Source organism: Arthrobacter sp. YAF16 (assembly GCF_052113385.1).
In the GTDB taxonomy this organism is placed as follows: Bacteria; Actinomycetota; Actinomycetes; order Actinomycetales; family Micrococcaceae; genus Arthrobacter.
Genome location: NZ_JBFRDC010000001.1, coordinates 1,519,736 through 1,533,033 on the forward strand (window position 1 = coordinate 1,519,736; position 13,298 = coordinate 1,533,033).

Below are 13,298 nucleotides of genomic sequence, written 5' to 3' on the forward strand. Positions count from 1 at the left end.
ACCGGCGTACGTTGACGGAGCGGCGACGACGGGCAGTGAGCGCCGGCGCTAATGCAGTGCCACGGTCCGGGACGTGGGAGACTATAGGAACGAGAAATGCGGCGTGCCGCAGCAGGTGGAACAAGCAACGTAGAACACCGGCTGCGCCCGCCCGTAGAACAGCCCAGCTGTGCAGCCCGCCAGTACAGCCCCCAAGTATTGCCAACAGTAAGGACCCTGCGTGTCTCCCATGGCCCGCACCGCCCCGGTGCCTGCCGCAACAGATCCGGCCCTCATCCGGAACTTCTGCATCATTGCGCATATTGACCACGGCAAGTCCACGCTGGCCGACCGGATGCTCCAGTACACCGGAGTCGTCCAGTCCCGCGACATGAAGGCCCAGTACCTGGACCGGATGGACATCGAGCGCGAACGCGGCATCACCATTAAGTCCCAGGCCGTCCGGATGCCATGGGAGCTGGACGGCACCAGCTACGCGCTGAACATGATCGACACTCCCGGCCACGTCGACTTCACCTATGAAGTCTCCCGGTCACTCGCCGCCTGCGAGGGCGCCGTGCTGCTCGTGGACGCCGCCCAGGGCATTGAGGCGCAGACCCTCGCCAACCTCTACCTGGCGATGGAGAACAACCTCACGATCATCCCGGTCCTGAACAAGATCGACCTGCCCGCGGCGCAGCCGGAGAAGTACGCCGAGGAGCTGGCCAACCTGATCGGCGGCGACCCGGACGAGGTGCTGCGCGTCTCCGGCAAGACCGGCGCCGGCGTCGAAGTCCTGCTGGACAAGATCGTCCGCGATCTCCCCGCCCCGGTGGGCGACCCGAACGCCCCCGCCCGGGCAATGATCTTCGACTCCGTCTACGACACCTACCGCGGCGTCGTCACGTACGTCCGCGTGGTGGACGGCATGCTGCACCCGCGTGAGCGCATCCAGATGATGTCCACCCGCGCCACCCACGAACTGCTCGAAATCGGCGTGAGCTCCCCGGAGCCCACCCCGTCCAAGGGCCTCGGCGTCGGCGAGGTCGGCTACCTGATCACCGGCGTGAAGGACGTCCGCCAGTCCAAGGTCGGCGACACCGTGACCAACCTGGCTAAGCCCGCCACCGACTCCCTGCCCGGCTACGCCGACGCCAAGCCGATGGTGTTCTCCGGCCTCTATCCGCTGGACGGCACCGACTACCCGGTGCTCCGTGACGCGCTGGAGAAGCTGATGCTCAACGACGCCGCCCTGGTCTACGAGCCGGAGACGTCCGCCGCGCTGGGCTTCGGCTTCCGCGTCGGCTTCCTGGGCCTGCTGCACCTGGAAATCACCCGCGAGCGGCTCGAACGGGAGTACAAGCTGGACCTGATCTCCACCGCCCCGAACGTGGAGTACGAGGTGACGCTGGAGGACAAGAAGGTCGTCCACGTGACCAACCCCAGCGAATACCCCACCGGTAAGGTCTCCGAGGTCCGCGAGCCGATGGTCTCCGCCACGATTCTGGCGCCCAACGAGTTCGTCGGCGCCATCATGGAGCTGTGCCAGAGCCGCCGCGGCGTCATGGGCGGCATGGACTACCTCTCCGAGGACCGGGTGGAGATCCGCTACCGCCTGCCGCTGGCCGAAATCGTCTTCGACTTCTTCGACATCCTGAAGTCCAAGACCCGCGGCTACGGCTCGCTGGACTGGAAGGCCGATGGCGACCAAGTCGCCGATCTGGTCAAGGTGGACATCATGCTCCAGGGCGAACAGGTCGACGCCTTCAGCGCCATCACCCACCGCGACAAGGCCTATTCCTACGGTGTAATGATGACCGGCAAGCTGCGCGAACTCATCCCGCGGCAGCAGTTCGAGGTGCCGATCCAGGCTGCCATCGGCTCCCGGATCATCGCCCGCGAAAGCATCCGGGCCATCCGCAAGGACGTCCTGGCCAAGTGCTACGGCGGCGACATCACCCGAAAGCGCAAGCTGCTGGAGAAGCAAAAGGAAGGCAAGAAGCGCATGAAGATGGTGGGCCGCGTCGAAGTCCCGCAGGAGGCCTTCATCGCCGCACTCACCACGGAAGAGTCCAAGGACAAGGCCAAGAAGTAGCCATGCCAAGTGCGCTTCCCCTCGGTGACCCCGCGCCGTCGGACGGGCTGCTGCCCGGCCAGGCGCTGGAGGGCGCCGCGGACCGGGCCTTCGGGCTCTACGTCCACATTCCGTTCTGCGCCGTGCGCTGCGGCTACTGCGACTTCAACACGTACACCGCCACGGAACTCGGCGGCGGCGCCTCGCAGGACGCCTACGCGGACACCGCCGTCGCGGAAGTGGACTTCGCCGGGCGGGCGTTGAAAGCCTCCGGCCTCCCGGAGCGCCGGCTCAGCACGGTGTTCTTCGGCGGCGGCACCCCCACGCTGCTCCCGGCCGGGGACCTGGCCCGCATCCTGGCCGCCGCGATCGACACCTGGGGCCTCGAGCCCGGCGCCGAGGTCACCACGGAAGCCAACCCGGATTCGGTCACGCCCGAATCCCTGCAATTGCTCGCCGACGCCGGCTTCACCCGGGTCTCCTTCGGCATGCAGTCCGCGGTGCCCCACGTGCTCAAGGTCCTCGACCGCACCCACACGCCCAGCCGTGTGCCGCAGGTGGTCCAGTGGGCGCGTGAGGCGGGCCTCGCGGTCAGCCTGGACCTGATCTACGGCACCCCGGGGGAGTCGCTGGAGGACTGGCGCTACTCGCTGGAGACCGCACTGTCCTACGGCCCGGACCACATCAGCGCCTACGCGCTGATCGTCGAGGAGGGCACGAAACTCGCCGCCCAGATCCGGCGCGGCGAGGTTCCGGGGATCGACGACGACGACCATGCCGCCAAATACGAACTGGCCGATGAACTGGTCTCCGCGGCCGGGCTGGGCTGGTATGAAGTAAGCAACTGGGCGCGCACGCCGGACCAGGCCTGTCGCCATAACCTGGCCTACTGGCGCGGGGATGACTGGTGGGGCATCGGCCCCGGAGCGCATTCGCACGTCGGCGGGGTCCGCTGGTGGAACGTCAAGCACCCCACGGCCTACGCCGGTCGGCTGGCGGCAGGCGTCTCGCCCGCGGCCGGGCGGGAGACCCTCGACGCCGAGACCCGCAACGTGGAGCGCGTCATGCTCGAAGCCAGACTGGTCACCGGCCTGGAAATCCCGAGCCTGGGCGGGCTGGGGGATACCGGACGGCACGCGGTCGCCGGACTCATCGCCGACGGGCTCGTTGAGCCTGCGGAAGCGTTCAAGGGCCGGCTGGTGCTCACGCTCAAGGGCCGGCTCCTAGCCGACGCCGTGGTCCGCCGGATCCTGCCGGACTAGGTAGTCAGCCCATGCGGGCCGGAAGTGTCCGATCGCGTTGGGCGCGTGGGCCGGAAATGTCCGTTCGCGCTACTTGATCCAGCGGAGGTTGTACTCGTAGCGGTGCGGCTGGCCGCGGTTGACGTGGATGCCGGCGGCCACCGAGAAGCAGGCGAGGGCAATCCAGATGGCGGTCGCCAGGACTGCGAACAGGTTGCCCACCACCGGGACGAAGACCAGCAGATTGGCTACCACCGCAGCGATGGTGGGCGGAAGCGTAAAGTTCAGCGCCTCCTTCGACTCCTGCGCCGTGAACGGGCCGCGGTCCTTGAAGATCAGGTAGATCAGCAGCGCGGGAATGCAACCCAGAATGCCGCCAAAGTGCGCCAGGGTGGCCCATTGCCGGTCCTCGCTTGCCGTCAACGGCAGAGCATTTGCGGGAACGCCATGGTACTGCGACTGGCCATGGCCGGCCTGGTGATCCGTGTGTTCGCGTGCGTCTTCTGCCACGTTTCGTCCTTTGGATTGCGGTGGAGCGTAGGTACCTGTACGAGCCGCGGCCGCAACAAAATGCAGCGGCCGCCCTACCAAGAATACTTGCTCGGACCGCGAACTAAAGCACGGGGAGGCGGCTACGGCACCGTGAGGAAGTCGATGACCTCTTCGACCCGGCCCAGCAGGGAGGGCTCCAGGTCCGCGTAGCTGCGGACCGCGCCGAGGAGTTTCTGCCAGCCCAGGCCGATGTCCTCCTTGGTGCTGTGCGGCCAGCCGAAGGCCGTCAGGATGCCGGTCTTCCAATCCACCCCGCGCGGAATCACCGGCCACCGCTCAATGCCCAGGACGGCAGGGCGGATGGCCTGCCAGACGTCGACGTACGGGTGCCCGACGATCAGCACGTTGCCGGCCGCGCCCGGGGAGGCCATCACCGCGTCGGCGATTCGCGACTCCTTCGAGTCTGGAACAAGGTGGTCCACCAGGACGCCGAGGCGACGGCCGGGGCCGGGCCGGAACTCCTTCACGGCGGCAGCTAGGTCGTCGATGCCGTGCAGCGGCTCGACCACGATGCCCTCGACGCGGAGGTCGTCACCCCAGACTTTCTCGACGAGTTCGGCGTCGTGCTTGCCTTCCACCCAGATCCGGCTGGCCTTCGCGACCTGGGCACGCTGTCCCTCCACCCGGACCGAACCGGAGGCGGTGCGCGCGCCGACTCCGGCACCCGCCGCGGGAACCCGCGGGGCGGGCGGCATCAGCCGGATGGGCTGGCCCTCGAGCAGGAAGCCGAAGCCGAGGCGGAAGGATCGGGACTTGCCGCGCCGGTCCTCGAGGGCCACGACGTGCATGCCGCCGGACTTCTCCACCCGGGTGACGGCGCCCACCCAGCCGGACTGCACGTCCTCCAGCACCATGCCGCGCTCCACCGGGATCTCGGGCAGCTGGGCCTTAGCGGGCGCGGAGAGATCCTGCGGGCCCCAATTCTGGTACGACATCTGCTACACACTGCTTTGCACTCGGGAATTACGGGGGACAGAACGGCGGCGCGGCCTGTGGTGTGCCGGGAAACACCAGTCCCGTGGCCCACGCCCGCAGCGAATCCAATGCTAACAACGGCGCGACTCATATTAGACTGGTTAGCACTTAGGCATGTCGAGTGCTAACCCCGGGTGTTCTTGCACGCGCGGCGGCACCGGCGAACCGATACGGGTCGATTGGAGGTGGAGAGTGAGCGAGCCACGCAAACTCGAAGTGCTGCGCGCCATCGTGGAGGACTACGTCCATTCCCGCGAGCCGGTAGGATCCAAGGCCCTGGTGGAACGGCACCATCTGGGCGTGTCCAGCGCCACGATCCGCAATGACATGGCCGCCCTGGAAGACGAGGGCCTGATCACGGCGCCGCATACCAGCGCCGGCCGGATTCCCACGGACAAGGGCTACCGCCTGTTCGTGGACCAGATTTCGGCCGTCAAACCCCTCTCTCCGGCGGAGCGCCGCGCCATCCAGGCGCTGCTCGAGGGGTCCGATGACCTCGACGACGTGCTGGACCGGACGGTGCGGCTGCTATCGCAGCTGACGAACCAGGTCGCCGTCGTGCAGTACCCGCTGTTGAGCCGGGCCCGCGTCCGGCACATCGAATTCGTGCTCCTGGCGCCGCGCAAGGTACTCACGGTCCTGATCGCGGATACGGGCAAGGTGGAACAGCGGGTGATCGACGTCGGCCAGGACTTCGGTGACGAGGCCCTCGCCGAACTCCGCACCCTGTTCCTGGCCAGGCTCTCCGGCACCCCGTTGAGCTTGCTGCCCCAGTCGCTGCAGGCCGTGGTGGACAGCTGTGCGCCGGTGCGCCGGGGACCCGCCCAGGCTCTGGCCCGCGGGCTTGAATCGCTTGCCGCGAGCAGCCGCGAGGAACGGATGGTCATGGCCGGGACCGCCAACCTGGCCAGGTCCAATGTGGATTTCCCGCTGAGCATCGGACCCGTGCTCGAAGCGCTCGAAGAGCAGGTGGTGATGCTGCGCCTGCTCAGCGACATGGCGGAGGACCCGCGCGGCGTCACGGTAAGCATCGGCCGGGAGAACCCCTACGACGGCCTGTCCGAAGCGTCCGTGGTGGCCACCGGCTACGGCCCGGACGCCACGGCCAAGGTCGGAGTCCTTGGCCCCACCCGGATGGACTATCCCACCACCATGGCCGCCGTCCGTGCGGTGGCCCGCTACCTTTCGCGGATCCTCGGGCCCTGACAGGGCCGGATCCGGAACCGGACTTCTTGCCAACTACAGGCAGTGCCCCACTGGCAGTACAAAAAGGAAGAGATACAGACTTTGAGCAGCCACTATGACGTTCTTGGAGTCTCCCGTGAAGCCACGGGGGAAGAGATCAAGAAGGCCTACCGCAAGCTTGCGCGGACCCTGCACCCGGATGTGAACCCCGGTGATGACGCTTCCGAGCGTTTCAAGGCGGTCACCCATGCCTACGAGGTGCTTTCCGACCCGCAAAAGCGCCGGGTCTACGACACGACGGGCAACGAGAACGGCAACGACAACGGCTTCGGCGGCGGCTACGCCGGCCAGGGCTTCGCCTTCCAGGACATCTTCGAAACCTTCTTCGGCGGCGCCGGCGGCCAGGGCGGCCCCGCATCCCGGGTGCGGCGCGGCCAGGACGCCCTGATCAGCGTCCGGATCGACCTGCGCGACGCCGTCTTCGGGGTCAACAAGAAGCTCGAAGTGGACACCGCCGTCACCTGCCCCACCTGTGAGGGTTCCTGCTGCCGCGAAGGCAGCCACCCGGAGCGCTGCGACATTTGCGGCGGCAGCGGCCAGGTCCAGCGCGCCGTGCGTTCCATCCTCGGCCAAGTCATGACCACTGCCCCCTGCGGCAGCTGCGAGGGCTTCGGCACGGTCATCAAGGATCCCTGCAACGAATGCGCCGGCCAGGGCCGCATCCGCAGTCGCCGCTCGCTTACCGTCAAGGTTCCCGCCGGCGTCGCTACCGGCACCCGCATCCAGCTCTCCGGCCAGGGTGAGGCCGGTCCTGCCGGCGGCCCGTCCGGTGACCTGTACGTCGAGATCCGGGTCAACAACGACCCCACCTACGTGCGCGAAGGCGACGACCTGCACGCTAGCCTGAACATCCCGATGACGGCGGCCGCGCTCGGCACAGAGCTGACCCTTGAGACCTTTGACGGTCAACAGGAAATCGACGTCAAGGCCGGCACCCAGTCCGGCGAGGTCATCACGCTGCGTGGCCTGGGCGTCACGCACCTGCGCGGCTACGGCCGCGGAGACCTTAAGGTCCACCTGCAGGTGGATACCCCCGCGAAGCTCGACGCCGCCCAGGAAGACCTGCTGCGCCAGCTCGCCAAACTCCGCGGCGAGCAGTTCACCGAAGGGAAGCTTGCCGCCAGCGGCGGTGTCTTCGCGAAGCTGCGGGACCGGCTCGGTAACCTGTAGCAGTGAGCAACCCGGTCTTCTTCACCCCCGCAGGCACCCTGGACCAGCTGGTCCCCCGCGCGACGTTCGTCCTCGAAGGCGCCGAGGCGCGCCACGCGGTGACGGTCAAGCGCCTGGCCGTGGGGGAGCCGGTGGACATCGCCGACGGCGCCGGCAAGCGGATCACCGGCACCGTGACGGCCGCCGCGCCGCAGGAGCTGACGGTGGAGTGCGGCGAGGTCGTGACCGAGCCAAGGCCTGACGTTCGGCTGGTGCTGGTGCAGGCCCTGGCCAAGGGCGACCGCGACGAGCTGGCGGCTGAGACCGCGACCGAATTGGGGATTGACGCCGTCGTGCCTTGGCAGGCCGAACGCTCGATCGTCCGCTGGAAACCCGAACGCGCGGCGAAGGCGCACGCCAAATGGCAGTCCGTGGTGACGGCAGCCGCGAAGCAGGCACGCCGCGCCTGGATTCCGGAGGTCCGCGCCGCGGTGGACGGCAACGGCCTGCAGGCGGCCGTAGCCGCCGCGGACCTGGCCGTGATCCTGCACGAGGACGCGGTTCGGCCCCTGCGGCAGGTGCTGGAGGCCTGGCACCAGCAGGCCGGCGACGGCGGTGTGGCCCGCGAGGTGCTCCTGATTGTGGGCCCCGAGGGCGGCATCAGCCCCCGCGAGGTCACCCGGCTGTGCGATGCGGGAGCCGTCACCGCCCTGCTGGGCCACCACGTGCTGCGTTCTTCCACCGCCGGCCCCGCCGCCACGGTGCTGGCCAGCGACGTCCTGGGACGTTGGTAGGGGCAAGCAGTAATAGGACAGGCCAGACGCCGCGCCCGTGCGGGTCCGCCGGGTGCCTGCCTTAGCGGAATGCCTTAGCGGACAGTGAACCCGCGGGTATCTACGTTCAGGTCCTGGACCTTGCTGGCGGGATCGACCTGCGACACGCGGACCTCATACTCACCGGGACCGAGGTTCAACGAGAGGTTGAACAGGCCGGGCTTCGAGGCATCGGCGGAGGCCGTGATGTTGCCGTCCAGATAGGGCGTCTTGCTGGCGCCGTCGACCCGCAGGATCTCCCAGCGCAGCTTGCCGCCCGGGACCGTGCTCCGGCCGGAAATCTTGACCGCGCCGTCCGCCACCTCGGTGCCCTCCTGCGGATCGATGATCCACACGGGCGCCACCATTCCGGCGCTGCGCGAGGTCGGTGAACCGAGCCGGACCCGGTTGAAGGCGACGTAGTCGGTGTGCCCGTCGACGAGGATGACGACCTGGATCTGCTGCCCGGTATCGGTCAGCCCGGCGCTGGCACCGGCGGCCGTGGCCGTGTAAACGAGCTGCTGGATCGCGCGTTCGGCCATGTCGGCGTCGACGTTGCTGTTGAACGCATCGGCGGACACGTCCACCGTGATCACGTTCTTTCCGGAAATCGAGGTGGCGAGGAGCCTGGGGTTCTGCCACGGGGTGAAGAAATCAGGGTCCAGCGGCTTCTGCGACATCATCACCCGCAGCGCCCGGGTGATCGGATTGTCCTCTTCGGACACGTCCCGGAACTCGCGGTACAAAAAGACGTTGTTGTTGCTGCGCCCGATCCAGTAGACCGGAGCCTTGTTGGAGGCCTGGGTGGATTCCAGCGGTGCGCTGGTGGTGGCGACGCCGGCGGCCGGGCCGGGGACCGTGTGGGAGGGCGTGTCGGAGTTCGTGATGCCCGGCTGGGGCGTGGCCACGCAGCCGGACAGCGCCAGGGCAGCGGGCAGCACAAGGTGCAGCAAGCCGCGGCGCGTACGCCGCCCTGCTGCTGTCTTGTTCACTCCACGCTGGCTGATTGCCCCTGTCCCTTCGCTGTGTTGCTCGCTCCGCGGGCCCGGCAGGGCCGAATCCAGCATTGCACAAGGCGCCTGCGCTCCAGTGGGGATTCCGCGCTGTCCGGCGAACTGCAACGGGAACGATATGAGGACGATATGAAGTTGATACCTAATGTCGCGGCAGCTGCCCTCCGCGCCGGCACCGGGCCGCGCTGGCGTAAGATGGAAGGACCCGCTGAAACCCGGCGCGGACGGCCCGGAACGCCGTCGGCCGGCGCCGAGGCGGCGAGACCATTTCCGAACTGGAGGGGACCAGAGGCCCACGGGCCAACACCATGACTGAAGCAGCCAACGGCAAGGCCCGGATCAGCGCGAACGAGCGCACCGCAGGGGAATTTCCCCACTCCCTCCCAGGTCTGCGGACGGAGGTGGTCCTGTTCGACAATTCCGACCAGATGGTGCAGTCCCTGGGGAGCCATGACGAAGCCCTGCGCTTTATCGAAACCCAGTTCCCCAGCGTCGACTTCCATGTCCGCGGGAACGAGCTCTCCATCAGCGGCCCTGCCGCCGACGTGCCAAGGATTATGCGGCTGCTCAACGAGGTGCGCGGCCTGGTGGCGCGCGGCACGGTGATTACGCCGGTTGTCCTGCAGCAGCTCGTGTCGCTGTTGCGCACCCAGTCGCTGCAGAACCCGGTGGACGTGCTCACCCACAACATCCTCTCCAGCCGCGGCAAGACCATCCGGCCCAAGACCTTGAACCAGAAGAACTATGTGGATGCGATTGACGCGAACACGGTGATCTTCGGGATCGGCCCGGCCGGCACCGGCAAGACCTACCTGGCCATGGCCAAGGCGGTCCAGGCGCTGCAGCAGAAAGAAGTCAGCCGGATCATCCTGACCCGCCCGGCCGTCGAAGCGGGGGAGCGGCTCGGCTTCCTGCCCGGCACGCTCAGTGACAAGATCGATCCCTACCTGCGTCCGCTCTACGACGCCCTGCACGACATGATGGACCCCGAGTCGATCCCGCGGCTGATGGCCGCCGGCACCATCGAGGTGGCGCCGCTGGCCTACATGCGCGGACGCACGCTCAACGACGCGTTCATCATCCTGGACGAGGCCCAGAACACCACCCCCGAGCAGATGAAGATGTTCCTCACCCGGCTGGGCTTCGGCTCCAAGATGGTCGTCACCGGCGACGTCACCCAGGTGGACCTGCCGTTCGGCACCCGTTCCGGGCTGCGGATCGTCGAAGACATCCTGCAGAAGATCGAGGACGTTAATTTCTCGGTCCTGGACGCATCCGACGTCGTCCGGCACCGGCTGGTGGGCGACATCGTCAACGCGTACAGCGTCTGGGACGAGACACAAAGGAACCGGGTCAAGCATTCCGTCGCCCGGGAGAACCGGGGAGAACGCGCATGAGCATCGAGGTCAACAACGAATCCGGCGTCACGGTGGACGAAGCCGAGCTGGTGGCACTAGCCCGGTTCGTCTTTGAGCGGCTCTTCATCCACCCGCAGGCGGAGCTGTCCATCCTGCTGGTCGACGAGCCCGCCATGGAGAAGCTGCACATCGAACTGATGGACGAGCCCGGGTCCACCGATGTGCTGTCCGTGCCGATGGATGAACTCACTCCCGGCACGCCGGACAAGCCCACACCGCAGGGCATGCTCGGCGACATCGCGATCTGCCCCCAGGTGGCGGAGGTACAGGCTAAGAACGCCGGCCACTCCACCCAGGACGAGATGCTGCTGCTGACCACCCACGGCATCCTGCACCTGCTGGGCTTCGACCACGCGGAGCCGGAGGAGAAGGAAGAGATGTTCGGGCTGCAACGCGAGCTGCTCTCCGGCTTCACCGGCAAGGACGCCCCGGCAGAGACGACTCAGTGACCCCACTGATCCTGGCCGGCATGGCGCTGGTCTTCCTCAGCTTTGCGGCTGTGTTGACCGCGGCAGAGGCCGCCTTCAATTACCTTCCCCGCCACGACGCCGAACAGGCGATCCTGCAGAGCCGCGGCACGGCGCTGAAACGGATCATGGCCCAGCCGGTGGCGCACATGCGCGCGCTGCGGTTCTGGCGGGTCTGGTTCGAGATGGCCTCCGCGGTGGCCGTGACCGTGCTGCTGAACAGCCTGCTCGGCAATGTCTGGCTCGCCGGGCTCGCCGCGACCGGCATCATGGCCCTCGTGGGCTTCGTGATCGTCGGCGTGTCTCCGCGCCAGCTGGGCCGGGTGCACTCCGCCGGCATGGTCCGTTTCTCCGCCCCGCTGATCCGCTGGCTCTGCTGGGTGCTTGGTCCGATCCCGGGCTGGCTGGTCACCCTGGGCAGCGCCGTGGCACCGGGGGCGCCTGCGGACAACGAGGCCTTTTTCAGCGAAGAGGAGTTCCGCGAACTCGTTGATCGCGCCAGCGAATCCGACGTGATCGAGGACAACGAGGCCGAGCTGATCCAGTCCGTCTTCGATTTCGGCGACACCCTGGTCCGCTCCGTGATGGTGCCGCGGACCGACATTCTCTGCATCGACTCCGGCTCCAGCCTGCACCGGGCCATGTCGCTGTTCCTCCGCTCCGGGTACTCGCGGATCCCCGTCATCGGGGAGAACACGGACCAGATCCTCGGCATCGTTTACCTCAAGGACGTCGCCGCCGTCGTCCACAACCTGGCCCCCGGCGAGGAACCCCCGGTCGTCGACGAACTGGCCCGCGAGGTCCGCTACGTGCCGGACTCCAAACCGGTCAGCGAGCTGCTCCGCGAGCTGCAGAAGGAATCCACGCACGTGGCGATCGTGATCGATGAGTACGGCGGCACCGCCGGGCTGGTCACGCTCGAGGACCTGATCGAGGAAATCGTCGGCGAGATCGTGGACGAATACGACACCGAGGCCGCGGAAGCGGTCGAATTGGGCGACGGCAGCTACCGGGTCAGCGCCCGGATGAGCATCGACGACCTCGGCGAGCTCTTCGACCTGGAGCTCGACGACGATGAGGTGGACACCGTCGGCGGCCTGCTCGCCAAGGCGCTCGGCCGGGTGCCGATCGTCGGAAGCACCGTCAGCGTCGACGGCGTCACCCTCCGCGCCGACAGGCTGGAAGGCCGCCGGAACCGCGTCAGCCACATCATTGCGGCCGCGGTGCCAAAGGAAGAAACTGACCTTGAAGATCTTCTCGACGAGGCTGAACCAACGCAACAGGGAGTTCCACGTGAGCAAGCAGAATAAGTCCGACGGCGAAGCGCCTTTCGGCGGCTACCGGGCCGGGTTCGCGGTGCTGGTGGGACGGCCGAACGCGGGGAAATCCACCCTCACCAACGCCCTGGTGGGCCAGAAGGTCGCCATCACCTCGGCGAAGCCGCAGACCACCCGGCACACCATCCGCGGCATTGTGCACCGCGACGACGCGCAGCTGATCATGGTCGACACCCCGGGCCTGCACCGCCCGCGGACCCTGCTGGGCAAGCGGCTCAACGAACTGGTCGCGGACACCCTCGCCGAGGTCGACGCGATCGGCTTCTGCCTGCCCGCCAACGAGAAGATCGGCCCCGGCGACAAGTTCATCGCCGCACAGCTCGCCGCCATCGGCAACAAGCCGGTCATTGCGATCGTGACGAAAGCCGACACGGTGGACCGCCAGGCACTGACCGAGCAGCTGCTCGCCGTCGCCGCCCTGGGCCGCGAGGTGCTGGGGGAGGACGGCTGGAAGGATATCGTTCCCGTCTCCGCGACGGACGGCTTCCAGGTCGGCACCGTCGCCGACGTGCTAATCGGCCACATGCCGCCGTCGCCGCCGCTGTACCCGGACGGACACCTGACGGACGAGCCGGAAGCGGTGATGATCGCCGAACTCATCCGCGAGGCAGCCCTGGAAGGCGTCCGCGACGAACTTCCGCACTCCCTGGCGGTTGTGGTCGATGAGATTGTTCCTCGCGAGGGCCGGCCCGAGGACCGCCCGTTCCTGGATGTCCGGGTTAATCTCTATGTCGAACGGCCGTCGCAGAAGGCAATCATCATCGGCAAGGGCGGAGCGCGGCTCCGCGACGTCGGCACCACGGCCCGCAAGGCCATCGAGGCGCTCCTCGGCGCCCGCATCTACCTGGACCTGCACGTCAAGGTCGCGAAGGACTGGCAGCGGGATCCAAAGCAGCTGGTGAAGCTGGGCTTCTAGGCCTGGACTGAACCGGCGGCGGTTACCCGCCGGGACGGACCGCGCAACAACGCAGCGGCCCCGCTCGGGCATGCCCATCGGGATTTTCCCAGTTTCGGCCACTAAAATAGGGAAACTCCC

Annotated in this window: 12 protein-coding genes; 9 read left to right on the forward strand and 3 right to left on the reverse strand. The window is 67.6% G+C overall.

What is annotated here, in order from left to right; translation table 11 throughout:
* Positions 1-220: 220 nt before the first annotated feature.
* Together lepA and hemW are read left to right on the forward strand one after the other, a co-directional pair.
* Positions 221-2,074: a translation elongation factor 4 gene (gene lepA / locus AB4Y91_RS07085; RefSeq protein ID WP_441417738.1), complete on the forward strand. Its 1,854-nt coding sequence runs from the start codon at positions 221-223 to the stop codon at positions 2,072-2,074.
* Positions 2,075-2,076: 2 nt separating this feature from the next.
* Positions 2,077-3,315 carry a radical SAM family heme chaperone HemW gene (gene hemW / locus AB4Y91_RS07090; protein WP_441417739.1) on the forward strand — a complete coding sequence of 413 codons (1,239 nt, stop codon included), beginning with the start codon at positions 2,077-2,079 and terminating at the stop codon, positions 3,313-3,315.
* Between the two features lie 69 nt (positions 3,316-3,384).
* Here the strand turns inward: hemW and AB4Y91_RS07095 are convergent, their stop codons facing one another.
* Together AB4Y91_RS07095 and AB4Y91_RS07100 are read right to left on the reverse strand one after the other, a co-directional pair.
* Entirely contained in the window at positions 3,385-3,804 is a 420-nt protein-coding gene (locus AB4Y91_RS07095) for a DUF4870 domain-containing protein (RefSeq protein WP_441417740.1), read from the reverse strand.
* Positions 3,805-3,926: 122 nt separating this feature from the next.
* Positions 3,927-4,781: a DUF3097 domain-containing protein gene (locus tag AB4Y91_RS07100; RefSeq protein WP_441417741.1), complete on the reverse strand. Its 855-nt coding sequence runs from the start codon at positions 4,779-4,781 to the stop codon at positions 3,927-3,929.
* A 232-nt stretch (positions 4,782-5,013) separates the two neighbouring features.
* Between AB4Y91_RS07100 and hrcA the strand changes: the two genes are divergently transcribed.
* The 3 genes from hrcA to AB4Y91_RS07115 all read left to right on the forward strand — a co-directional run bounded on the left by hrcA (position 5,014) and on the right by AB4Y91_RS07115 (position 8,009).
* Complete coding sequence (gene hrcA / locus AB4Y91_RS07105; RefSeq protein ID WP_441417742.1) at positions 5,014-6,027, forward strand: heat-inducible transcriptional repressor HrcA; 1,014 nt, start codon at positions 5,014-5,016, stop codon at positions 6,025-6,027.
* An 81-nt stretch (positions 6,028-6,108) separates the two neighbouring features.
* The gene (gene dnaJ, locus AB4Y91_RS07110) at positions 6,109-7,236 is read left to right on the forward strand and encodes a molecular chaperone DnaJ (RefSeq protein ID WP_441417743.1); all 1,128 of its coding nucleotides are present in this window, start codon (positions 6,109-6,111) and stop codon (positions 7,234-7,236) included.
* Positions 7,237-7,238: 2 nt separating this feature from the next.
* The gene (locus AB4Y91_RS07115) at positions 7,239-8,009 is read left to right on the forward strand and encodes a 16S rRNA (uracil(1498)-N(3))-methyltransferase (protein ID WP_441417744.1); all 771 of its coding nucleotides are present in this window, start codon (positions 7,239-7,241) and stop codon (positions 8,007-8,009) included.
* 74 nt (positions 8,010-8,083) lie between these two features.
* Here the strand turns inward: AB4Y91_RS07115 and AB4Y91_RS07120 are convergent, their stop codons facing one another.
* Positions 8,084-9,019 (reverse strand): GerMN domain-containing protein, encoded by a 936-nt coding sequence (locus tag AB4Y91_RS07120; RefSeq protein WP_441417745.1) that lies wholly within the window; start codon positions 9,017-9,019, stop codon positions 8,084-8,086.
* A gap of 329 nt (positions 9,020-9,348) precedes the next feature.
* On the opposite strand from AB4Y91_RS07120, the gene AB4Y91_RS07125 reads away from it, so the two are divergent.
* Genes AB4Y91_RS07125 through era form a run of 4 tightly spaced genes read left to right on the forward strand, consistent with a single transcriptional unit; the run spans position 9,349 to position 13,178 of the window.
* On the forward strand, positions 9,349-10,437 hold the full coding sequence (locus tag AB4Y91_RS07125) for a PhoH family protein (RefSeq protein WP_441417746.1): 1,089 nt from the start codon (positions 9,349-9,351) through the stop codon (positions 10,435-10,437).
* Complete coding sequence (gene ybeY, locus AB4Y91_RS07130) at positions 10,434-10,907, forward strand: rRNA maturation RNase YbeY (protein ID WP_441417747.1); 474 nt, start codon at positions 10,434-10,436, stop codon at positions 10,905-10,907. The genes AB4Y91_RS07125 and ybeY overlap by 4 nt, the downstream gene beginning before the upstream one ends.
* The gene (locus AB4Y91_RS07135) at positions 10,904-12,235 is read left to right on the forward strand and encodes a hemolysin family protein (RefSeq protein ID WP_441417748.1); all 1,332 of its coding nucleotides are present in this window, start codon (positions 10,904-10,906) and stop codon (positions 12,233-12,235) included. The genes ybeY and AB4Y91_RS07135 overlap by 4 nt, the downstream gene beginning before the upstream one ends.
* Positions 12,219-13,178 (forward strand): GTPase Era, encoded by a 960-nt coding sequence (era, locus tag AB4Y91_RS07140; RefSeq protein WP_175321064.1) that lies wholly within the window; start codon positions 12,219-12,221, stop codon positions 13,176-13,178. Before AB4Y91_RS07135 ends, era begins: the two co-directional genes overlap by 17 nt.
* The last annotated feature ends 120 nt before the right edge of the window (positions 13,179-13,298 follow it).

Bases quoted from the DNA above. Each gene is read 5' to 3' on its own strand.
- hemW (WP_441417739.1), top strand. From the start codon at position 2,077: ATGCCAAGTGCGCTTCCCCTCGGTGACCCCGCGCCGTCGGACGGGCTG.
- AB4Y91_RS07100 (WP_441417741.1), bottom strand. From the start codon at position 4,781: ATGTCGTACCAGAATTGGGGCCCGCAGGATCTCTCCGCGCCCGCTAAG.
- AB4Y91_RS07125 (WP_441417746.1), top strand. From the start codon at position 9,349: ATGACTGAAGCAGCCAACGGCAAGGCCCGGATCAGCGCGAACGAGCGC.
- ybeY (WP_441417747.1), top strand. From the start codon at position 10,434: ATGAGCATCGAGGTCAACAACGAATCCGGCGTCACGGTGGACGAAGCC.